The following is a 20,827-nucleotide window of genomic DNA, read 5'->3' as shown; positions in this document are numbered from 1 at the left end:
ATCATCCGCTGAGGGCGACTGTGACCCGCCTCCTGTCGGCCGCGCGGGGGCACCACGGCTGTTCACGATGAGTGATCCGGCTCGGTCTCGTAGCTCCCCGTGTTTTGTCAGTGACGTCGTGGGGCCGCCGCGCTGTGATGGGGGTCACAGACAGTTCTGAGCAAATTACTGGCGTTCTTCAGGCCTTTTGCCCCACCGATCTCTGTATACGGTCCCGTCTCGCCGAGCCGATCACGGTTTGGTCACGGGGGGCGATGTCGCTCTCAGTCACAAGGAGAAACCATGCGCAAGATCAAGTCGGTCCTGGCCGCTGGTGTGCTCGGTGCGAGCGCGTCGCTGATCCTGACCACCCTGCCGGCCTCGGCCGAGACCGGCGGCGGCGACAACAAGTGCCAGGTGGACTGCTACGACAACGGCGGCGGCAACGGTGGCGACGGCGGCGACGGCGGCGACGGCGGTGCCGGCGGCGACGGTGGTTACGGCGGCGGAAACGGTGGCGACGGCGGTGACGCCGGCGATGGCGGTGACGGCGGCGACGGTTCCGGTTCCGGCGACGGCGGCGACGGCGGCGAGGGCGGCGACGGCGGTGCCGGCGGTGACGGCCACGGTGGCGGCTCCGGTGGCGACGGCGGTGCCGGTGGCGACGGCGGTGCCGGTGGCGACGGCGGTGCCGGTGGCGGCGGCAACGGCGGCAACGGCGGCAATGGCGGCAACGGCGGTGACGGTGGCGACGCGGGCCACGACGGTCACGACGGTGAGAACGGCAAGGACGGGCACGACGGCAAGGACGGCAAGGACGGCCACGACGGCAAGCCCGGGAAGCACGGCAAGGACGGGGTCGCGGGCGCCAGCCGGTACCACACCCAGGTGAGCGTCGTCCCGAACACCAAGGCCGGGATCAACACCGGCTCGGCGTGACGATTCGTTCCGCAGCGGTCGGAGCCGCACTCGGTCTGCTACTGACCGGGTGCGGCTCCGGCCCGGAGCCCGTCGAGCCCGCCCCGCAGGCGGCGCCCACCTCGACGACCGCGCCGGCGGTCGTCGCGGCCGCCCCCGTCGTCGGCGACCCCGACAGCGTGACGATCCCGGACATCGGGGTGCAGTCGTCGCTGGTGCCGCTGGGGCTGACCGAGACGAACGAGCACGAGGTCCCGCCGGTGACCGCGCCCGAGCAGGCCGGCTGGTACGAGCCCGGACCCGAGCCGGGTCAGATTGGCCCCGCGATCATCCTGGGGCACGTCAACGGGAGCGGGCGGCCGGGCGTGTTCGCGCGGCTGGCCGAGCTGGAGCCCGGTGACGAGATCGTGGTCGACGCGATGACCTTCGTCGTGACCGAGGTGCAGCACGCGGACAAGGACGCGTTCCCCGCCGACCGGGTCTACGCGGACACCGACTCTCCCGAGCTCCGCGTCATCACCTGTGGCGGGGTCTTCGACGCCGCGAGCAACAACTACCAGGACAACATCATCGTCTACGCAGACCTGGTCTGACCCGGGTGCGGGCGGTCCCGATCGGGACCACCCGCACCGCGGGCGATCAGCCCACCCGGCGCAGGATGTCCGGGCTGAGCTGGTCGACGGCGGTGTGCCCGGTCAGGCCGAGGGTCAGGTCGAACTCGCCGACGACGTCCTCGATGACCTGGCGCACGCCCTGCTCGCCGGCGAGCGCCAGCCCCCAGGCGAACGGTCGGCCGAGCAGCACCGCCGTCGCCCCGAGCGCGACCGCGGTGAAGACGTCGGCGCCGCTGCGGATGCCGCTGTCCAGCAGCACCGGCACGCGGCCGGCGACGGCGCCGAGCACGTCGGGGAGCGCGTCCAGGGCGGAGATCGAGCGGTCCACCTGGCGGCCGCCGTGCGTGCTGACGACGAGACCGTCCACGCCGGCGTCGAGCGCCTGACGGGCGTCGTCGGGGTGCAGGACGCCCTTGAGCAGGATCGGCAGCCGCGTCTTCGACCGCAGCCAGACCAGGTCGTCCCAGCTGATCGAGGGCCGGGAGTAGATCGACAGGAAGGTCTCGACGGCGGCGCGGGGCAGCGGTGAGCGCAGGTTGTCGCGGAACGAGCCGGGCCAGGCCTTCGCCATCGAGACCAGGGCGCGCACGGCCGCGGGCGTGGGCCGGGGCTGCGGCTCGCGGGGGCCGGCCCCGGCAGCCCGCTCCTCGACGAGCCGGCGGAAGACCGGGTCGGAGGTGTACTGCGCGATGCCCTTGCCCAGCGCGAACGGCAGGTGGCCGAGGTCGAGGTCGCGGGGGCGCCAGCCGAGCATCGTGGTGTCGAGGGTGACCACCAGCGCCTCGCACCCGGCGGCCTCGGCGCGGCCGATCAGGCTCTCGACCAGCTCGTCGGAGGTCGACCAGTACAGCTGGAACCAGCGGGGGGAGTCGCCCATGGCGGCGGCGCACTCCTCCATCGAGCGGGAGCCCTGGTTGGAGAAGACCATCGGCACACCGGTCGCCGCCGCGGCGCGGGCGACGGCGAGGTCGGCCTCCGAGTGCACCAGCTCGAGCGCGCCCACCGGGCCGAGCAGCAGGGGCGCGGGCAGTCGGCGGCCGAAGAGCTCCACCGAGGTGTCGCGGACGCTCGCATCGCGCAGCACCCGCGGAACGACCGCCCACTTGTCGAAGGCGGCGCGGTTGGCGCGCTGGGTCGCCTCGTCGCCGGCACCACCTGCGACGTAGGCGTACGCGCGGGCGTCCAGCACCCGCTTCGCCCGCTCCTGCAACCGCCGGATGCCCACCGGCACCGCGGGGGAGCGACCGAAGACCCCGGCCCGGTACACCTCGTTCTGCCGGCGCCGTCCTGCGCCCGTCTCGTCCACGCGCTCACCGTAGTGACCGCGATCTCACCCCTGCCGAGGTGGTTGCTGATCGGCTCGCCGGGGAACGAAATTCGGACACGCCGCACGACACGCACGACACGCGCGTAACGGCGTAGCAACGAAGCGTCACTTCCGGCATCATCTGAAACTCCAGTGCACCGAAATGGAGGACGGGCTGAGCACCAGTTCCGGTCAGGCCCCCGACGCGACGACGTCGGGTGTTCCGCGCCGCCTCGCCCGTTCCACCGGGATCGTGACCGGCCTCCTCGTGGCCGCGATGTCCGGCGCCGTCGTCCTGGCCGGTCCCGCCCTCGCCATCGACGACCCGACGCGCCCGAACGTCCAGGTGACCCGGGGCCCGAGCTGCCAGCCCGGCGGCATCGTCGTCGAGGTGGTCGCCGGCACCGCTGCCTACGCGGTGCGGCTCGCCACCACCCGGCGCCCGGCGGGTGAGGACGAGGTCGTCCTGGTCGCGCAGGGCTCTGCGCTGCTGCAGACCGGCGACGTCGCCCCGGGCGAGACCATCGACCCGCGGCTGGAGTTCACCGCTCGGGACGGCTCCGGCGTCACCTTCGTCGACGAGCTCGACGACTACACCCTCACCCGGCCGACCACCGAGGACTGCCGGGCGATCCTGAACCCGCCGGTCACTCCGCCGTCGACCCCCACCGCCACGCTGGAGCCGACGAGCCCGAGCACGTCGCCGCCCGGCGGCGGATCGACCGGGACGACGACGCGGCCCGGCACCCCCTCGAGCTCCTCGCGCCCGGCGCCCAGCCCCACGACCGACGCCCCGACGCGCACGTCCGACCCGGCCGGTGGGACCACGGCAGGGGGTCCGACGGCCGGTGGTCCGACGGCCGGTGGGCGGCCGGCCCCGGCGGGCGCCGTCGCCCCGGGAGGCACGGTGACGCTGCGCGGCGCGGGCTTCCTGCCCGGTGAGCGGGTGGACATCCTGCTGCGCGGCACCGAGACCGTGATCGCCACCGCGACCGCCGGGCCGGACGGGACGGTGCGCGTCGACGTCCGCATCCCCGACGCGGCCGAGGCCGGTCCGGCCACGCTCGATCTGGTCGGTGCGGACTCCGCGACGACCACCGGCGTGGACCTCCAGGTCGCCTCGGCGGAAGGAGCCGTGGGCGGCGCCGGAGGAGCGCTCGCCCTGGGCTCCCTCGTGGCCGCGGCCGTGGCGCTGGTCGGCAGCGTGGGAGCGCTGGTCTCCGTCGCCGGGCGCTCGCGCGCCGAGCGCGCGGAGCGTCTCGGGTGACACGCTGTGCGCCGCGCCTGACGGCGGTTTCGCCGTTCTCCGATCGGGGGACCCCGGGCGCGTGCACCGGCCCGAGGACGCGCTCGCACGCGGTGTTCCGCGGAACGCCGCCTCTCTTCCCGGAGCCGCTCCCCGGCCGGCCGAGACCTGGCTGCGCATCGTGCAGGTGCACGACCGCATCACCCGGCGGGTCGACTCTGCGCTGCACCGCCACTACGACCTCTCGCTCACCGGCTTCGAGGTGCTGCGCCGCATCGCCGAGTCGCCGGGTGAGCGCGCCTCCATGGGTGACGTCGCCGAGGCCGTCGGCCTCTCGCGTGCCGGGGTGACCAGCACGGTCGACCGGCTGGTCGCCCAGGGCCTGGTCGTCCGCGAGCGCGGTGCGGGGGACCGGCGGCTCCTGCACGCCCGGCTGACGCCCGCCGGCCGGCAGCGGGTGGTCACGGCGGCCGCCACGCACGACGCCATGGTCACCCACCTGCTCGGCCTGCTCGGTGACGACGCCGGGGTGGTCACCGACGCCCTGGCGCGCGTCTCCTCGGCCGCCCGCGACCGCCTCTGAGCCGCTGGGCGAACGGCAGGCGACGACCCTCCGACGCTTCGAGCCCGTAGTGTTTCCGCGCCCCGGGATCGGGCACGACGCCGGTCATGCTCGAGCAGGTGACGGTGGTCGTGCCGACGATCGGGCGGCCGTCGCTCGACGTCCTGCTCGACGCGCTGGCCGCCGCTCCCGGCCCCCGCCCGGCCGAGCTGATCCTGGTCGACGACCGCCCGACGGGGGAGCCGCTGCGCCCCGAGCGGCCCGGGCTGCCGCCGGTCCGCGTCGTCCGCACCGGAGGCGGCGGGCCCGCCCGCGCGCGCAACCTCGGCTGGCGCACCGCGCGCACCGGGTGGATCGCCTTCCTCGACGACGACGTCGTGACCGACCCCGACTGGTACTCCGCGCTCGCCGCGGACCTGGGCTCGTTGCCGGCCGACGTCGCGGGCAGCCAGGGCCGCGTGCGCGTACCGCTGCCGGAGGACCGCCGCCCCACCGACTGGGAGCGCGGCACCGCCGGGCTGGCCACCTCCAGCTGGATCACCGCCGACCTCGCCTACCGCCGCGCCGCGCTGGCGCAGGTGGGCGGCTTCGACGAGCGCTTTCCCCGCGCCTTCCGGGAGGACTCCGACCTCGCGCTGCGGGTGATGGGCACCGGCTCGAGGCTGGTGCGCGGCGAGCGGTGGATCACCCACCCGGTGCGCCCCGCCGACCGCTGGGTCAGCGTGCGCGTGCAGGCCGGCAACGCCGACGACGTCCTCATGCGCCGGCTGCACGGCGCCGACTGGCGCGACCGGGCCGACGCCGCGCTCGGCCGCCGTCCGCAGCACACCGCCGTCACCGTGGCGGGGGTGGCCGCGCTCGGGCTCGCCGCGACTCGGAGGCCGCGGGCCGCCCTGGCCGCGGCCGCCGTCTGGGCCGCCGGCACCGCGGAGTTCGCCTGGGCCCGCATCGCCCCCGGCCCGCGCACCAGGGCCGAAATGGCCACCATGGCCCTCACGAGTGCGGTGATCCCGCCGCTCGCCACCTGGCACTGGCTGCGCGGAGTGGTGCGGCACGTCGGCGTGCGGCAGTGGCGCGGCCTGCCCGACCTGGTGCTCTTCGACCGCGACGGCACCCTCGTGCACGACTTCCCCTACAACGGCGACCCCGCGTGGGTCCGGCCCGTCGACGGGGCGAAGGAGGCGCTGGACGCGCTGCGCGCCCGCGGGGTGCGGGTGGGCGTCGTCAGCAACCAGTCCGGCGTCGCCCGTGGGCTGATCACCCGCGAGCAGGTCGACGCCTGCATGGCCCGGCTCACCGAACTCCTCGGCCCGTTCGACACCGTCCAGTACTGCCCGCACGGCCCGGACGACGGCTGCGCCTGCCGCAAGCCCGCTCCGGGCATGGTCGAGGCCGCCTGCGCCGAGCTCGACGTCGACCCCGCACGCTGCGTCGTCGTCGGTGACATCGGGGCCGACGTCGAGGCGGCGGCCGCGGCGGGCGCGGTGGGCATCCTGGTGCCGACGCCGGTGACGCGGGATGCCGAGATCGCTGCCGCGACGTGGGCCCTGCGCGACCTGGGCGAGGCGGTCGACGTGGTCCTGGGCGGTTCCTGGTGACCCGCACGGTGCTCGTCGCGCGCCTGGACAACGCCGGCGACGTGCTCCTCCAGGGCCCGCTCGTGCGCGCGGTCGCGCACGGCGCCGACCGCGTCGTCTTCCTCGCCGGGCCGGCGGGCGCCGCGGCGGCCGGGCTGCTCCCCGGCGTCGACGACGTCTGGACCTGGGCCTGCCCGTGGATCCTCGGCGACCCGCCGCCGGTCGATGCCGCCGATCTCGCCGCGCTCACCGACCGGGTGCGGGCGCTGGCGCCGGACGAGGCGGTTCTCTCCACGTCGTTCCACCAGTCGCCCCTGCCCCTGGCGATGCTGCTGCGCACCGCGGGCGTGCCGCGGATCTCGGCGATCAGCGTCGACTACCCGGGCTCGCTGCTCGACGTGCGGCACTCGGTGGACGACGACCTCCCCGAGCCCGAGCGGGCGCTCTCGCTCGCCCGGGCCGCAGGGTTCGAGCTGCCCGACGGCGACGACGGCCGGCTCTCCGTGCGACGGCCCCTGCCCCCGGCCGCGCACGACCCCGGCTATGTCGTGCTGCACCCCGGCGCCTCCGTTCCCGCCCGCGCCTGGCCGCCGGAGCGCTGCGCGGAGGCCGTCGAGGCGCTGGCCGACGCCGGCTACCGCGTGCTGGTCACCGGCGGCCCGGGGGAGCGCGCGCTCACCGCGCAGGTCGCCGGCGTCCGCGGGATCGACCTCGGCGGGGCGACGTCGCTGCCGGAGATGGCCGCGCTGCTCGACGGTGCGGTCGCCGTCGTCGTCGGCAACACCGGCCCGGCGCACCTCGCCGCCGCGGTCGGAACGCCCGTCGTCTCGCTCTTCTCCCCGGTCGTGCCGGCCGCGCGGTGGGCGCCGTACGGCGTGCCGACCGTGCTGCTGGGTGACCAGTCCGCGCCCTGTCGCGACACCCGGGCCCGCGAGTGCCCGGTGCCCGGCCATCCCTGTCTCGCCTCGGTGAGCGCCGCCGACGTCGTCGCCGCCGTGGAGAAGCTGGTGAGCGCGTGAACATCCTGCTCTGGCACGTGCACGGCTCGTGGACGACGGCGTTCGTCCAAGGGGAGCACGAGTACCTCCTGCCCGTCGTCCCTGATCGGGGTCCCGACGGGCTGGGCCGCGCCCGCACCTGGAACTGGCCCGCGTCGGCGCGCGAGGTGACCCCCGAGCAGCTCCGGGCCGAGCACGTCGACGTCGTCGTGCTGCAGCGGCGTCGCGACCTGGAGCTGGTCCGCGAGTGGCTGGGGCGCGAGCCCGGACGGGACCTGCCCGCCGTCTTCCTCGAGCACAACGCGCCGGGGCTGGAGCCCGGTGACGGGCCGGTCCCGCACACCCGGCACCCGATGGCCGACCAGTCCGAGATCCCGATCGCGCACGTCACGCACTTCAACGAGCTCTTCTACGACAACGGCCGCGCGCCGACGACTGTCATCGAGCACGGCATCGTCGACCCGGGGGAGCGGTACACCGGCGAGCTGGCGCACGCCGCCGTCGTCACCAACGAGCCGGTACGCCGCGGCCGGACCGTCGGCGCCGACCTGCTGCCCGGGCTCGCCGCGGTCGCGCCCGTGGACGTCTTCGGCATGGGGCTGGCCGGGCTGCACGAGCGGTACGGCCTGGACCCCGCGCGGGTCACGCTCTTCGACGACCCGCCGCAGGCCGCGATGCACGCCGAGCTGGCCCGCCGCCGGGTGTACGTGCACCCGGTGCGCTGGACCTCGCTGGGCCTCTCGCTGCTGGAGGCGATGCACCTGGGCCTGCCGGTCGTGGCGCTCGCGACGACGGAGGTCGTGGAGGCGGTGCCCGCCGAGGCCGGCGTGCTCTCCACCCGGCCCGAGCGGCTGTGGGCCGCCGTCCGCGAGTTCGTGCACGACGAGGACGCCGCGCGGCTGGCCGGGAAGGCGGCCCGGTCGGCGGCGCTGGAGCGCTACGGGCTGGACCGCTTCCTGCGCGACTGGGACGCCCTGCTCGGAGAGGTGACCCGATGAAGATCGACCTGGTGTCCGAGCACGCCAGCCCGCTCGCCGCCATCGGCGGGGTCGACGCCGGCGGGCAGAACGTGCACGTCGCCGCCCTGGCCGCGGGGCTCGCGGAGCGCGGGCACGAGGTCACCGTGCACACCCGCCGGGACGACGCCTCGCTGCCGGAGCGGGTGGTGGTGCAGGACGGCTACAACGTCGTCCACGTGACCGCCGGCCCGCCCGAGACGCTGCCCAAGGACGAGCTGCTGCAGCACATGCCGGCCTTCGCCCGCGTGCTCCGGCACGGGTGGGCCGCCGCGCCGCCGGATGTCGTGCACGCGCACTTCTGGATGAGCGGGCTCGCGGCGGTCGAGGCGTCGGTCAGCCTGCTGCGTCCGGTCCCGGTGCTGCAGACCTTCCACGCGCTCGGCTCGGTGAAGCGCCGGCACCAGGGCGACGCCGATCCCTCGCCCGCCGAGCGGATCGACCTCGAGCGCGGGCTGTGCCGCGACGTCAGCCACGTCGTCGCCACCTGCTCCGACGAGGTCTTCGAGCTGCGCCGGCTCGGGCTGGCCGGCGACCGCGTCTCGATCGTGCCGTGCGGCGTCGACACCTCGGTCTTCACCCCGGACGGGCCGGTCGCGCCGCGCTCGGACCGTCACCGCCTGCTCGTCCTCGGCCGGATCGTCGAGCGCAAGGGGCAGGACGACGCCGTGCGGGCCCTGCGCGCGGTGCCCGACGCCGAACTCGTCGTCGTCGGCGGTCCGCCGGCCGATCAGCTGGACGGCGACCCGGAGGTGTCCCGGCTGCGCGCCGTGGCGGCCGATGCCGGGGTGGCCGACCGGCTTGTCTTCACCGGCGCCGTCGCCCGCGCCGACGTGCCGGCCTGGATCCGCTCGGCCGACGTCGTCCTCGCCGTGCCCTGGTACGAGCCGTTCGGCATCACCCCGCTGGAGGCCATGGCGTGCGGCCGGCCGGTGGTCGCCACCGCCGTCGGCGGCCTGCAGGACTCCGTCGCCGACGGCGTCACCGGCGATCTCGTCCCACCGCGGGACCCCGCGCGGCTCGGCGAGGTCCTCGCCGCGCTGCTGGCCGACGACGACCGACGCGCCGCCTACGGCGCCGCCGGCGTGCAGCGGGCCCGAGCCCGCTACCGCTGGAGCCGGGTCGTCGCCGACACCGAATCCGTCTACCGGCAGGTCCTCGCCCGCCGTCGCCCCGTGGAGGTCGCCCGATGAGCATCCCGCCGCACACCTTCCGGGAGAACGTCGTGGTCCCGATGCCGGACACGTGCACCCACCTGACCGGGGCCGACCACGTCGCCTCGCTGACCGCCGCGCTCGGCTCGCTGAACGGCCAGCTGGACGCCCTCGACCGGTGGGGGAAGCTGGTCGCCGACGTGCTGTGCTCCGAGACGCGCGGCCGGCTGCTGGCCGCGGGCAACGGCGGCAGCGCCGCCCAGGCCCAGCACCTGACCGCCGAGCTGGTGGGCCGCTACCGCGCCGACCGGCCGCCGTTCTCCGCGATCTGCCTGACCGCGGAGACCTCGTCGCTCACCGCGATCGCCAACGACTATCCCGCCGACGAGCTGTTCGCCCGGCAGGTCGAGGCGCACGGCCGCCCCGGCGACGTGCTGATCCTGCTGTCGACGTCGGGCCGCTCGCCGAACGCCGTCGCCGCCGCGCGGCGAGCCCGGGACTGCGGGATCACCGTGCTGGCGATGACCGGCCCGGCACCCAACCCGCTCGCCGCCGCGGCCGACGACGCTGTCTGCATCGACTCCCCGTGGACCGCCACCGTGCAGGAGTGCCACCTGGTCGCGCTGCACCTGGTCTGCGCCGCCTTCGACGAGGCGGTGCTCGCCGAGCCCGCGCGCGTGCCGTCCGGGCCGGTGCTCCGATGAGCCGGGTGGGTGGGGGAGCGATCGTCGTCGTCGGGGACGCGCTGCTCGACGTCGACCTCGTGGGGTCGGCCTCGCGGCTGACCCCCGACGCGCCGGTGCCGGTGGTCGAGGACATCGAGCGGCGGGAACGCCCCGGCGGGGCCGCTCTCGCCGCGGTGATCGCGGCGGCAGCCGGATCGCGCGAGGTGGTGCTGATCGCGCCGTTCGACTCCGACGAGGGCGCCGCCCGGTTGCGGGAGCTGCTGGCCGGTCGCGTGCGGGTGATCGAGGTCCCGGCGTCGGGCGGCACCGCCGTGAAGCAGCGGGTGCGGGTGGGCGACCACTCCGTGGCCCGGCTGGACAGCGGCGCCCCGGTGGCGGCCCTGGGTGCGTTGCCCGACGAGGCCCGCGACGCGATCCGGGACGCCGCCGCCGTGCTGGTGGCCGACTACGGCCGGGGGACGACGGCGGCGGCCGACGTGCGGAAGGCGCTGGCCTCCGCGCGTGGCCCGGTCGTGTGGGATCCGCACCCGCGCGGCGCCGACCCGGTGCGCGGGGTCCGCCTGGTGACGCCGAACGCCGCGGAGGCCGCGCGTGTGGTGTCCGACGTGTCCGGCGACGGGCTGGCCGCGGTCGGGGCTCGGGCGGAGGCGCTCATCGAGCAGTGGGGCGTCGGCGCGGTCGCGGTGACGATGGGCGCCCGCGGCGCGCTGCTCTCCTACGGCTCAGGCGCGCCGATGGTGGTGCCCGCCGTCGCGGTGACCGGGGGAGACCCGTGTGGGGCGGGCGACTCGTTCGCGGCGTCGGCCGCGCTGGCGCTCGCCGAGGGCGCGGTCACCGGCGAGGCTGTCGCGGCGGCCGTCGCCTTCGCGTCGGCGTTCGTCGCCCGCGGTGGCGCCACCACCTGGGACGCCGCTGACGACGCCCCGAACGTCGTCGCCGAGCCAGGTGCCGACGGGGTGATCGCGCGGGTGCGGGCCGCCGGCGGCACCGTCGTCGCCACCGGGGGCTGCTTCGACCTGCTGCACCCCGGCCACGTCGCCACGCTGCGGGCCGCCCGCGGACTGGGCGATTGCCTCGTCGTCTGCATCAACTCCGACGACTCGGTGCGCCGGCTGAAGGGCCCCTCGCGGCCGCTGGTCAGCGCTCCGGACCGTGCGCGCGTACTGGAGGCGCTGGAGTTCGTCGACGCCGTGGTCGTCTTCGAGGAGGACACCCCGTCGGCGGTGCTGGAGTGGCTGCGGCCCGACGTGTGGGCCAAGGGTGGTGACTACGCCGGCGCGGACCTGCCCGAGGCCGAGGTGCTGCGGACCTGGGGCGGCCAGGCCGTCGTGCTGCCCTACCTGGACGGTCACTCGACCACCGCCCTGGTCGAACGCTCGAGGGTGTGAGGCCCAGGGCCGTGGTCCTCCGGCCGCTGGGTCTGGGGGACCTGCTCACCGGCGTCCCGGCGATCCGCGCGATCCGGGCGGCGGTGCCCGACCATCGGCTGGTGCTGGCCACCACCTCCGCGCTGGCTCCCCTCGCCGGGTTGATCGACGCCGTCGACGAGGTGCTGCCCGCCCGTGAGCTGGAACCCCTGGACTGGGTCGGTCCGCCCCCCGAGCTCGCCGTCGACCTGCACGGCAAGGGCCCGGCCTCGCACGTGGTCGTTGCCGAGCTGGAGCCTGCGCGGCTGCTCACGTTCGACAGCCCCGGCTATCCCGGACCGACCTGGCACCCCGACGAACACGAGGTGCAGCGCTGGTGCCGGCTGGTGTCGGAGGGGCTGGGCGTCGAGGCCGACCCCGACGCGCTCGACCTCGCCGTCCCGGCCGTGGCTCCGCCGGTCACCGGGGCGTCGGTCGTGCACCCGGGGGCCGCCTATCCAGGACGCCGCTGGCCCCCCGACCGCTTCGCCGCCGTCGCCCGCTTCCTCGCCGACGCCGGCCATGACGTCCGGATCACCGGCGGGCCGGCCGAAGTGGAGCTGGCCCGGGCGGTCGCCTCCGCGGCGGGGCTGGACGACGACGCCGTGCTCGCCGGCCGGACGACGTCGATGGAGCTCGCCGCCGTGGTGGCTGCGGCCCGCGTCGTCGTCTGCGGGGACACCGGCGTCGCGCACCTCGCCACGGCCTACCGGCGGCCGTCGGTGGTGCTCTTCGGCCCGGTGTCACCCGCGCTGTGGGGGCCGCCGCCGCGGGAGCAGCACGTCGTCCTCTGGCACGGGGACGGCGCCGGCGACCCGTGGGGCACCGAGCTCGACCCCGCCCTCGCCGCGATCACCGTCGACGAGGTGCTCCATGCCCTCGCCACCCTCCGGGCGGCACCGCGACCAGGAGCCGTTCCCCCGCGGCGCTGAGCGCGCCCGTCTCGCCTGCGCGGACCCCTGCGGGGCCCACTCGGCGCGACAGAACTGCTACCGCTACCCGCGCTGGCGGAGGGCGTCGAAGAGCACCGTCTGCAGGTCGGCCGGGTCGACGGCGGAGTACGCCTCGCCGCCTGTCGCCTCCGCGATCTGCTCCAGCGCCGCCAGGTCGGCGTCCGGGCCCAGGGCCACCCCGATGACCTTGATCGGCCGGTCGGAATCGGTCTCGGACGCCAGCGTGATCAGCAGGTTCTCCAGCGTGAGACCGGCGTCGTCGTCCTCGTTCGTGCCGTCGGTGAGCACCAGGATGCTGTTCACCGCGGTCGGGTCGTAGTTGTCCCGCGCGGCCCGGACCGCGGCCAGCGTGGTGTCGTACAGGCCCGTTCCGCCGGGGGTGAGCCGGCCCGGGATGCTGTCCAGCTGCTCGTCGAGCACCGCGCGCTGGGTCCGGCCCTCGACGTCGGCGTCCAGCTCGCGGGTGGGCACCAGCTCGGCCCAGTCCTGGCCGCCCTCGAGCTCGTAGGCGAAGACCCACAGCCCGAGGGCGTAGTCGCCGGGGACCAGGGAGAGCGTCGACTTGGCGGCGTCGCGGGCGAGGGTGGCGCGGGTGCCGTCGCCGACGGGTGCCTTCATCGACGTCGAGACGTCGAAAGCCGTGAGGATGCGCGACGGCGAGGCGAGACTGGAGAGCCGCCCGAGCAGCGCCTGCACGGCGGCCGGGTCCAGCGCGAGCGCGGTGGGGGCCTCCTGCTGGATGCCGGAGTCGCCGGCGTCGTCGGGGGTGGCGCCGTCCCGGCCGCGGAAGCCGGCCTTCATGGCGGCGTCGCGAGCGGTGTCGGAGGTCAGCCGGGCCACGATCGCGCTGATCGCCGTGGCGGCGTCGCCCGACGGGGAGCCGACCCGTAGGACGGGGTAGTCCAGCGCCGGGCTGCCCTCGGCCGGGTAGACGGCGACCAGCGCGGAGTCCTCGGACTGCTGGTTCGAGCTGTAGACCTCCTGCTCGCTGACCGGCACGAGGGGAGCATCCGCACCGCCGTCCCGGCCGGCGGCGAGTCCGTCCGCCGACGACATCGCCGGACCGCGCTGCGCGGCCAGGACCGCCTGGACGACGGCGTTGTCGGCCTCCTCGCCACCGCCCAGGGCGCCGCGGACGGCCGCGAGCGCGGACACTCCCTCGGCGTTGGTCGCGAGGTCGGGCACGGCCAGCGCCTGCTCCCCGGCCAGGGCCTCGCTCCAGCCCGGAGCCTTCTCGTTCCAGCCGAGCGACTCGACGGCGTCCCGGCTGGTGGCCAGGACCACGGGGGAGGAGGCGAACGAGCCGACCGGCTCCACGGGGGCGTCGCCGGCGCGGGCAGTCCACAGCGAGGAGTCGGGCACCCACACGTCGGGCAGGGCGTCGGCCTCGAGCGCGGCCAGGTCACCGACCGTCTGCACCGGCTGCTGCGCGGTCACCTCGGCCACGGCGCAGAGCCCGCCGTCGAGCTCCACCGGCTCGGCCAGCAGCTCCTCGGCGAGCGTCCCGATCTCCGGGGCGACGGTGACCGCGACGGTCTGCCGGGTGTCGCACGCGTCAGAGCCCGTCCACCACCAGGTCAGTCCGCCGGCGACCAGGAGGACGACGACGCCTGCGGCGACGAGAAGGGGCAGCGACAGCGTGCGACGTGCTGCGGTGGGATCGGCGTGGCGGCCCATGCTCGCTCTCTGGATCGACTCGGGGGTGGTGCGGCTCCCCCCGAGCCCGCGTCGTCCAGATTAGAGGCGCGACCCTCGGCCCCCGGTGTGACACCGACCACTTCCGGTGTCAGACCGGGTCAGGGCCGTCTCAGCCCGCCAGCGCCCGGGTGGCCGCACGGTGGGCGGCGAACCACTCGACGGTGCGGCGGAGCCCGTCCTCCGACCGCACCTGCGGCTGCCAGCCGAGCAGCTCCTGCGCGCGGGTGGTGTCCGGTCGGCGCACCTTGGGGTCGTCGACCGGCAGGTCGATGTAGTCGATCCGGGACGTCGAGCCGGTGAGCTCCACGATCCACTCGGCCAGCCGGAGCATCGACAGCTCGTCGGGGTTGCCGATGTTGATCGGGCCCGGCTCCACGGAGAAGGCCATCGCCAGGATGCCCGCGACGGTGTCGTCGACGTAGCAGATGGAGCGCGTCTGCGACCCGTCCCCGGCGACCGTGAGCGGACGGCCCTCGAGCGCCTGGCCGACGAAGGCGGGGATCGCGCGGCCGTCGTCGGCGCGCATCCGTGGTCCGTAGGTGTTGAAGATCCGCACGATGCCGGTGTCGGTGCCCTTCGACGTCCGGTAGGCGGTGGTCATGGCCTCGCTGAACCGCTTGGCCTCGTCGTAGACGCCGCGGGGACCGACAGGGTTGACGTTGCCCCAGTACTCCTCGGTCTGCGGGTGCTGCAGCGGATCGCCGTAGACCTCCGAGGTGGAGGCGAGGACGTAGCGGGCGCCCTTCTCGTGCGCCAGCCCGAGGGTGTGCAGCGTGCCGAGGCTGCCGACCTTCAGCGTCTCGATCGGCATCTTCAGGTAGTCGATCGGGCTGGCCGGTGAGGCGAAGTGCAGGACGAGGTCGACCGGGCCGGGCACGTGCACGAAGTCGGTGACGTCGCAGCGCACCAGCCGGAAGCCGGGGTGCTCCATGAGGTGCAGGACGTTCTCGGGGGAGCCGGTGAGGAAGTTGTCGAGGCAGACCACCTCGACGCCGCGCTCCAGCAGCTGCTCGCACAGGTGGGAGCCGAGGAATCCGGCGCCGCCGGTGACCACCGCGCGGCGGATCGTGCGTGCTTCCCGTACGGGTCCGGTGCCCATGGCTGCTCTCCCTGGATGCGCCCGCCCAGGCGCTCGGCGGCCCTCCTACCCGGGCCGGGGGCGCACACACCCCGGCCGAGCCCCCGCCCCGCCGCCCCGCCGCCGCTCTGGGGCGTTTCTCGCGCTCTGCGACTCCTGCAGGACGGCCAGAGCGCGAGGAACGTGCGCAGAGCACCGGGTGAGCCGAGCAGTCGGGGGAAGGCGACGGGCCGCCGGACTCCTGGAGGAGTCCGACGGCCCGCCGTCAGTGCAGAGAGTTCAGCGTGGAGGGATCAGCCCTCGTACGCCTCCTCCTCGGGGATGGCGTTCGCCGGCGGGGTGGAGGCCTCGCCGTCGAACTCCTCGATCTCGGCGTCACCGATGTCGGTGATCCGGACGGGCTGGACCTCCTCGGAACCGTTGCCGACGATCCGCTCGATCGTCATGCCACCGGTGCCCATGTGGCTGTCCTCGGAGTAGCGGAACGGCGCGAACACCGGACCCTCCCACTCGCCGCCGACGGCCTCGACTGCCTCGACCAGGCCCTCACGGGTCGGGTTCTGGCCGGCCGCCTGCAGGGCCTGCGTCATCGTGTAGGCCTGCGACATGCCGTAGACGCGGTAGTTGGTGAGCTCACCCTCGCCGCCGCACTCGTCCCAGATGCGCTGGAACTCGGTGATCCACGGGTTGTCGGTCATGTCGACCGTGGGCAGGTAGCCCGTGGTCAGCGCGCCGTCCAGCAGAGCGGCGTCGGTGACCTTGCCCTCGCTGAAGCGGTTGAGCAGGCCGCCGACCAGGTTCGGGTCCGAGCCCACGTTCGAGTAGAACCACTGCGGGTCGTAGCCGAGCGCCAGCGACGTCAGCTGCGAGAGCGCGGTGTAGCTGGGCACGTTGAAGCCGACGACGAAGTCGGCACCGGCGGCCTGCAGCGCCGCGATCTGCGGGCCGACGTTCGTGTTGCCCGGGGTGTACCGCTCGGCCGCGACGATCTGGTCGTCGATGTACTGGCGGATGCCGGACTCGCCGTCCTCGCCGAAGTCGTCGTCCTGAAGGAAGAGCCCGACCTTGGCGTCGGGGAACTCGTTGGCGATGTACTCGCCGATGATCTTCCCCTCGCTCTCATAGTCGGTCTGCCAGCCGAAGGACATCGGGTACTCCTCCGGGTTGTCACCCCACATCAGGGAGCCGGAGGAGACGAACAGGTCGGGGACGCCCTCGTCGTTGAGGAAGTCGACGACGGCGCTGTGCGTGGGCGTGCCCAGGCCGCTCATCATCGCGAAGATCTCGTCGTTGAGGACGAGCTCGTTGGTGACCTGGCTGGTCTGCGCCGGGTTGTAGGTGTCGTCCTTGTAGACGAACTCGATCTCGCGGTCGTAGACCCCGCCCGCCTTGTTCAGGCAGTCGAAGTAGGCGGTCACGCCGGTGGGGATCTCGCTGTAGCCGGGGGAGGCCACACCGGTCAGCGGGTAGTGGGCGCCGAGCTTGATCGAGGTCTCGGTGACGCCGGTGTCGGAGGCCTCGTTCTCGCCGCTGCCACCGGAGGAGCCGCCGCCGTCATCCCCGCCACCACAGGCGGCGAGGGTGGAGACGACGGTCGCCGCGGCGACCACGGACATGAGACGTCGGGAGGATCTGGACAACAGTTCTCCTCTAAAGCGGCCCGGGCGTCGGTGCCCGGGAGTCTGGGTGGGGTGGAGCGGCCTGGAGCGGCGGATCGAAGGGGTTGCCCTCACCCCCTGCTGCTGGCGCCGTCGGCGTGCGCCTGGGCCATCGCACGCTTGGCCTTGCGGGTCATCCACCGGAGGCGGATGGTGCCCACGAGGCCGGCTGGGACGAAGATCATCACCACGACGAGCACGACGCCGTAGACGAACGGGGCCACCTGGGCGGCCTCGGTCTGGTCGAGCCCGAAGCTTGCGCCCATGTCGCGGGCGAAGGGCGGCAGGAAGACCAGCAGCGCCGATCCGATCAGGGCGCCGGTGAGGCTGCCCAGCCCGCCGAGCACGATCGCCGTCAGCAGCGAGAGCGAGAGCACCAGCGTGAACCCGCTCGGTGCGGCGAGCCGGACGACCAGCGCGAGCACCGCGCCGGCCAGGCCCGCGGCAGCCGCGCTGACGACGAACGCGAGGACCCGCCAGGCACCGAGGTTGATCCCGGCGAGCTCGGCGGCGACCTCCTGGTCGCGGACCGCCCGCCAGGTGCGGCCGATCCGGCTGCGCACCAGGTTGGCGAGGAAGAAGTAGGTCAGGAGCAGGCAGATCGTGCCGACGTAGGCCAGCCACTTGGTGCTGGAGGCGGCGCTGCCCGAGACGAGCTGGATGAAGCTGTCGAACGACTCGGGGGCCTGGGGTGCGCGCACCCGCATGCCCTGCTCGCCACCGAAGATGTCGTGGAAGTAGATCGCCAGGCCGGGCAGACCCACGGCGAGGGCGAGAGTTGCACCGGCCAGGTACGGCCCGTGCAAGCGCGCGGCTGCCACACCGACCAGGGCGCCGATGATGATCGCGACCAGGATCGACGCCAGCAGGATCACGACCAGCGGGAGCGGCTCGTCGGCGTCGAGGAACAGCGCCGTCGTGTACGCGCCGGCGGCCATGAGCGCGCCGTGCCCGAGCGAGATCTGGCCGTTCATGCCGGTCAGCACCGTGAGGCCGCCGGCGGCGATGGCGTAATAGGTCAGCGTCGCCAGCTGCGAGTTCTGGTACGGGGTGGTGACCTCGAGGACCACCACGGCGAGCACGGCGAAGACGACGAGTGCGAGCAGGTGCCGCAGCAGCGTCGACTCGGGGAGCAGTGAACGGCCGGTGCTGGCGGACGCCGACGTCGCGTTGGCGCCGGCGGTGGCGACGACGGGCGCCTCATCGCTGGCCTTGCCGGCGGTGGACGGGGAGCTCTGCAGATCGCTCATGGTCATGCCCTCCGGGCCGTGCTGCTGCTGAACAGGCCGCCGGGCCGCACCAGCAGGACGCCGATGAGGATCACCAGGGCGGAGATGGTGACCAGGGCGCTGCCGCGGGGGGCGTAGCCGCTGACGTAGCTGAGCGCCAGGCCGAGGATCAGCCCGCCCACGATCGCGCCCACCGGCGAGTCGAGGCCGCCGATGATCGCGGCGACGAACCCGAAGACGATGAGCGAGTCCATGTACGCCGGGTAGACGAACGTGCCGCCGGCGATGAGCAGGCCCGACAGCGAGCCGACGACCGCGGCGAGTCCCCAGCCGAGGGTGAGCATCCCGCCGACCTTGACGCCGAGCAGCCGCGCGACCTCCTGGCTGAACGCCGAGGCGCGCATGGCCAGCCCGATGCGGGTGAACCGGAACAGCGCGACCAGCAGCGCCATCGTGACCAGCACCGCGGCGATGACGTACAGGTTGGTGGGGGTCAGCGGGATCGTCGTGTCGCCCAGCTCGAAGCCCCGCACGCCGAAGGGCGTGGGGAAGGACTGGAAGGACGAGCCGAAGATGATCGCGATCAGGGCCTGGATCGCCACGAAGAGACCGAGGGTGACGATGACGGCGTTGAGCTCGGGCCCGCCCTCGACCGGCCGGATGATGACCCGCTCGATGACGGCGCCGAGGACGAAGCCGGACACCAGGGCGACGATCAGCGCCACCCAGTAGGAGGCGCCGGCCTGGATGAGCGCGAGGGCGATGAAGGTGGTGGCCGCGGCCATCGAGCCCTGCGCGAAGTTGACGATGCGGGTGGAGCGCCAGATGAGCACCAGGGCCAGCGCGAACGCCGAATAGATCATGCCCTGGGTCAACCCGGTGATCGTTACGTTGACGAAGTAGTCCACGACAGTGGGAAGCCTTCCTGGCAGTGCGGGAGGGTCAGAAACCGAGGTAGGCGTGCCGGAGGTCCTCGTCGCCCATCAGCGTGCTGGCGGAGTCGGTGACGACCACCCGGCCGAGGTTGAGGACGACGCCGACGTCGGCGACCGACAGGGCGCTGCGTGCGTTCTGCTCGACGAGCAGGACCGAGAGCCCCTCGGAGTCGACCAGCTGACGGAGGAGGCCGAAGATCTGCGCGACGATCCGGGGCGCGAGCCCGAGGGACGGCTCGTCGAGCAGCAGGATCCGCGGCTGGGCCAGCAGCGCACGACCGATGACGAGCATCTGCCGCTCACCACCGGAGAGCGTGTGCGCGGCGTTGTTCTTCCGCTCGGCGATGCGCGGGAACAGGTCGTAGACCCGGTCGAACTCGCCCTTGCCCACCTTGCCGCGGAACAGCGAGCCGACCCGCAGGTTCTCGTCGACGGTCAGCTCGGCGATGACCCCACGGCCCTCGGGCACGTGCGCCATGCCCTTGCCCACCATCGACTCGACGGGGGCCTTGGTGATGTCCTGCCCGTCGAGCAGCACCGTGCCGGACACCGGGCGGACCAGTCCGCTGATCGTGCGCAGCAGCGTCGTCTTGCCGGCGCCGTTGGCACCGAGGACGGCGGTGATGCGGCCGGCCTCGGCCGACAGGGAGACGCCGTCGAGAGCGCGGACCGGACCGTAGGCCGAGGTCAGGTTCTCCACCTCGAGCAGGCGGGTGCCGGCGGCGGTGCCGCTCTTGCCGGCGGCGGAGACCGCCGTGGCGCCGTGGTTCTCAGCCATGGTGGCGTCCTCCGTCCACGTTGGTCAGCTCCGCCGCGTCGGCCTCGACGTCGACGGCGTCGCCGAGGTAGGCCTCGGTGACGGCGGGGTCGGCCTGCACCTCGGCGGGGGTGCCGGCGGCGATCTGCTTGCCCGAGTCGAGGACCGTGATCTGGTCGCAGACCCGCATGACCAGGTCCATGTGGTGCTCGACGAGCAGCACGCTGACCCGGCCGGCCAGCGAGCGGATCAGCTCACCCAGCTCGTGCATCTCGTCCTCGGAGAGACCGCTGGCGGGCTCGTCCAGCATGAGCAGGTCGGGCTCGGAGACCAGGGCCCGCGCCAGCGCCACCCGCTTCTGCACCGGGTAGGGGAGCGAGCCCGGGTAGCGGCCGGCGTACTGGACGGCGTCCAGCTCGGTGAGCGCCGCGACCGCGCGCTCGCGCAGCCGCTTCTCGTCCTTGTCCGACATCGGCAGCGCCAGCAGGGCCGACGCGAAGCCGGCCTTCGCGTGCCGGTGGGCGCCGATCATGACGTTCTCGAGCACGGTCATGCCGGCGAACAGGCCCACGCCCTGGAGGGTGCGGGCGATGCCGAGCTTCGTGAGCTGGCTCGGGCGGAGGCGGCGGAGCTCCTGGCCGCGCCACACGATCCGGCCCTCGGTCGGTCGCACGAGGCCGCAGGCGACGTTGAACAACGTCGTCTTGCCTGCGCCGTTGGGACCGATGAGTCCGTGCACCTGACCCGGCTCGACGGTCAGCGACACGTCGGACAGGGCGAGGACGCCGCCGAAGGCGACCTTGATCCCGGTCATCTCGAGCCGGGCCGTGGGCACTGTGTCGGTCTTCTGCTGGCTGCCGGTCGGCTGCGCCAAGGGGCCCACTGCTCCTCTTCGTCAGGGAGATGGTTCGTTAGGGAGATCGCCCTCCCGGATGTCCGGAACGGCGTCGATTGGGTCACGAGTACGTCCCGCTGAGACTGCCCGCCCGTGGCGACCGTCACAATGGGCGCAGTGCACAGCGATCACGACCGGTAGTTGTGCTGTGTGTCACGTACA

The 20,827-nt window shown here is 74.1% G+C and carries 19 protein-coding genes; 11 read left to right on the top strand and 8 right to left on the bottom strand.

What is annotated here, in order from left to right; all coding sequences use genetic code 11:
• The first annotated feature begins 282 nt into the window (after positions 1-282).
• Positions 283-918, top strand: a complete 636-nt coding sequence (locus tag LBW97_RS07830) for a hypothetical protein (protein WP_224498840.1) — start codon at positions 283-285, stop codon at positions 916-918.
• Positions 915-1,490 carry a class F sortase gene (locus LBW97_RS07825; RefSeq protein ID WP_224498839.1) on the top strand — a complete coding sequence of 192 codons (576 nt, stop codon included), beginning with the start codon at positions 915-917 and terminating at the stop codon, positions 1,488-1,490. Before LBW97_RS07830 ends, LBW97_RS07825 begins: the two co-directional genes overlap by 4 nt.
• Positions 1,491-1,536: 46 nt before the next feature.
• Here the strand turns inward: LBW97_RS07825 and LBW97_RS07820 are convergent, their stop codons facing one another.
• Positions 1,537-2,817, bottom strand: coding sequence for an alpha-hydroxy-acid oxidizing protein (locus LBW97_RS07820; protein ID WP_224498838.1), 1,281 nt, complete (start codon positions 2,815-2,817; stop codon positions 1,537-1,539).
• A 163-nt stretch (positions 2,818-2,980) separates the two neighbouring features.
• Here LBW97_RS07820 and LBW97_RS07815 point away from each other — a divergent pair, with 163 nt between their 5' ends.
• The 9 genes from LBW97_RS07815 (at position 2,981) to LBW97_RS07775 (ending at position 12,394) form a co-directional block, all read left to right on the top strand.
• On the top strand, positions 2,981-4,084 hold the full coding sequence (locus LBW97_RS07815; RefSeq protein WP_224498837.1) for a hypothetical protein: 1,104 nt from the start codon (positions 2,981-2,983) through the stop codon (positions 4,082-4,084).
• Positions 4,085-4,145: 61 nt separating this feature from the next.
• On the top strand, positions 4,146-4,646 hold the full coding sequence (locus LBW97_RS07810; RefSeq protein ID WP_224498836.1) for a MarR family winged helix-turn-helix transcriptional regulator: 501 nt from the start codon (positions 4,146-4,148) through the stop codon (positions 4,644-4,646).
• An 86-nt stretch (positions 4,647-4,732) separates the two neighbouring features.
• Positions 4,733-6,223 (top strand): HAD-IIIA family hydrolase, encoded by a 1,491-nt coding sequence (locus LBW97_RS07805; protein ID WP_224498835.1) that lies wholly within the window; start codon positions 4,733-4,735, stop codon positions 6,221-6,223.
• Positions 6,220-7,221 carry a glycosyltransferase family 9 protein gene (locus tag LBW97_RS07800; protein WP_224498834.1) on the top strand — a complete coding sequence of 334 codons (1,002 nt, stop codon included), beginning with the start codon at positions 6,220-6,222 and terminating at the stop codon, positions 7,219-7,221. The genes LBW97_RS07805 and LBW97_RS07800 overlap by 4 nt, the downstream gene beginning before the upstream one ends.
• Entirely contained in the window at positions 7,218-8,198 is a 981-nt protein-coding gene (locus LBW97_RS07795) for a glycosyltransferase (RefSeq protein WP_224498833.1), read from the top strand. Before LBW97_RS07800 ends, LBW97_RS07795 begins: the two co-directional genes overlap by 4 nt.
• The gene (locus LBW97_RS07790) at positions 8,195-9,409 is read left to right on the top strand and encodes a glycosyltransferase (protein WP_224498832.1); all 1,215 of its coding nucleotides are present in this window, start codon (positions 8,195-8,197) and stop codon (positions 9,407-9,409) included. The genes LBW97_RS07795 and LBW97_RS07790 overlap by 4 nt, the downstream gene beginning before the upstream one ends.
• Complete coding sequence (locus LBW97_RS07785; RefSeq protein ID WP_224498831.1) at positions 9,406-10,074, top strand: SIS domain-containing protein; 669 nt, start codon at positions 9,406-9,408, stop codon at positions 10,072-10,074. Before LBW97_RS07790 ends, LBW97_RS07785 begins: the two co-directional genes overlap by 4 nt.
• Positions 10,071-11,444 carry a D-glycero-beta-D-manno-heptose 1-phosphate adenylyltransferase gene (rfaE2, locus tag LBW97_RS07780; protein WP_224498830.1) on the top strand — a complete coding sequence of 458 codons (1,374 nt, stop codon included), beginning with the start codon at positions 10,071-10,073 and terminating at the stop codon, positions 11,442-11,444. Before LBW97_RS07785 ends, rfaE2 begins: the two co-directional genes overlap by 4 nt.
• Positions 11,441-12,394, top strand: a complete 954-nt coding sequence (locus LBW97_RS07775; RefSeq protein ID WP_224498829.1) for a glycosyltransferase family 9 protein — start codon at positions 11,441-11,443, stop codon at positions 12,392-12,394. Before rfaE2 ends, LBW97_RS07775 begins: the two co-directional genes overlap by 4 nt.
• A gap of 63 nt (positions 12,395-12,457) precedes the next feature.
• Here the strand turns inward: LBW97_RS07775 and LBW97_RS07770 are convergent, their stop codons facing one another.
• From LBW97_RS07770 to LBW97_RS07740, 7 genes are all read right to left on the bottom strand, one after another.
• Entirely contained in the window at positions 12,458-14,092 is a 1,635-nt protein-coding gene (locus LBW97_RS07770) for a substrate-binding domain-containing protein (RefSeq protein ID WP_224498828.1), read from the bottom strand.
• Positions 14,093-14,222: 130 nt separating this feature from the next.
• On the bottom strand, positions 14,223-15,212 hold the full coding sequence (locus tag LBW97_RS07765; RefSeq protein ID WP_224498827.1) for a UDP-glucuronic acid decarboxylase family protein: 990 nt from the start codon (positions 15,210-15,212) through the stop codon (positions 14,223-14,225).
• 272 nt (positions 15,213-15,484) lie between these two features.
• Entirely contained in the window at positions 15,485-16,831 is a 1,347-nt protein-coding gene (locus tag LBW97_RS07760; protein ID WP_304505410.1) for an ABC transporter substrate-binding protein, read from the bottom strand.
• Positions 16,832-16,920: 89 nt separating this feature from the next.
• The gene (locus tag LBW97_RS07755; RefSeq protein WP_224498826.1) at positions 16,921-18,099 is read right to left on the bottom strand and encodes a branched-chain amino acid ABC transporter permease; all 1,179 of its coding nucleotides are present in this window, start codon (positions 18,097-18,099) and stop codon (positions 16,921-16,923) included.
• Positions 18,100-18,101: 2 nt separating this feature from the next.
• Positions 18,102-18,986 (bottom strand): branched-chain amino acid ABC transporter permease, encoded by an 885-nt coding sequence (locus LBW97_RS07750; RefSeq protein ID WP_224498825.1) that lies wholly within the window; start codon positions 18,984-18,986, stop codon positions 18,102-18,104.
• 34 nt (positions 18,987-19,020) lie between these two features.
• Positions 19,021-19,791: an ABC transporter ATP-binding protein gene (locus LBW97_RS07745; protein ID WP_224498824.1), complete on the bottom strand. Its 771-nt coding sequence runs from the start codon at positions 19,789-19,791 to the stop codon at positions 19,021-19,023.
• Positions 19,784-20,653 (bottom strand): ABC transporter ATP-binding protein, encoded by an 870-nt coding sequence (locus LBW97_RS07740; RefSeq protein ID WP_224498823.1) that lies wholly within the window; start codon positions 20,651-20,653, stop codon positions 19,784-19,786. Before LBW97_RS07740 ends, LBW97_RS07745 begins: the two co-directional genes overlap by 8 nt.
• Positions 20,654-20,827: the final 174 nt, after the last annotated feature.

Source organism: Blastococcus sp. LR1, from assembly GCF_020166105.1.
Classification (GTDB): Bacteria; Actinomycetota; Actinomycetes; order Mycobacteriales; family Geodermatophilaceae; genus Blastococcus.
The sequence above is the reverse complement of the archived record's forward strand: the minus strand, read 5'-3'. Positions and strand labels throughout refer to the sequence as shown.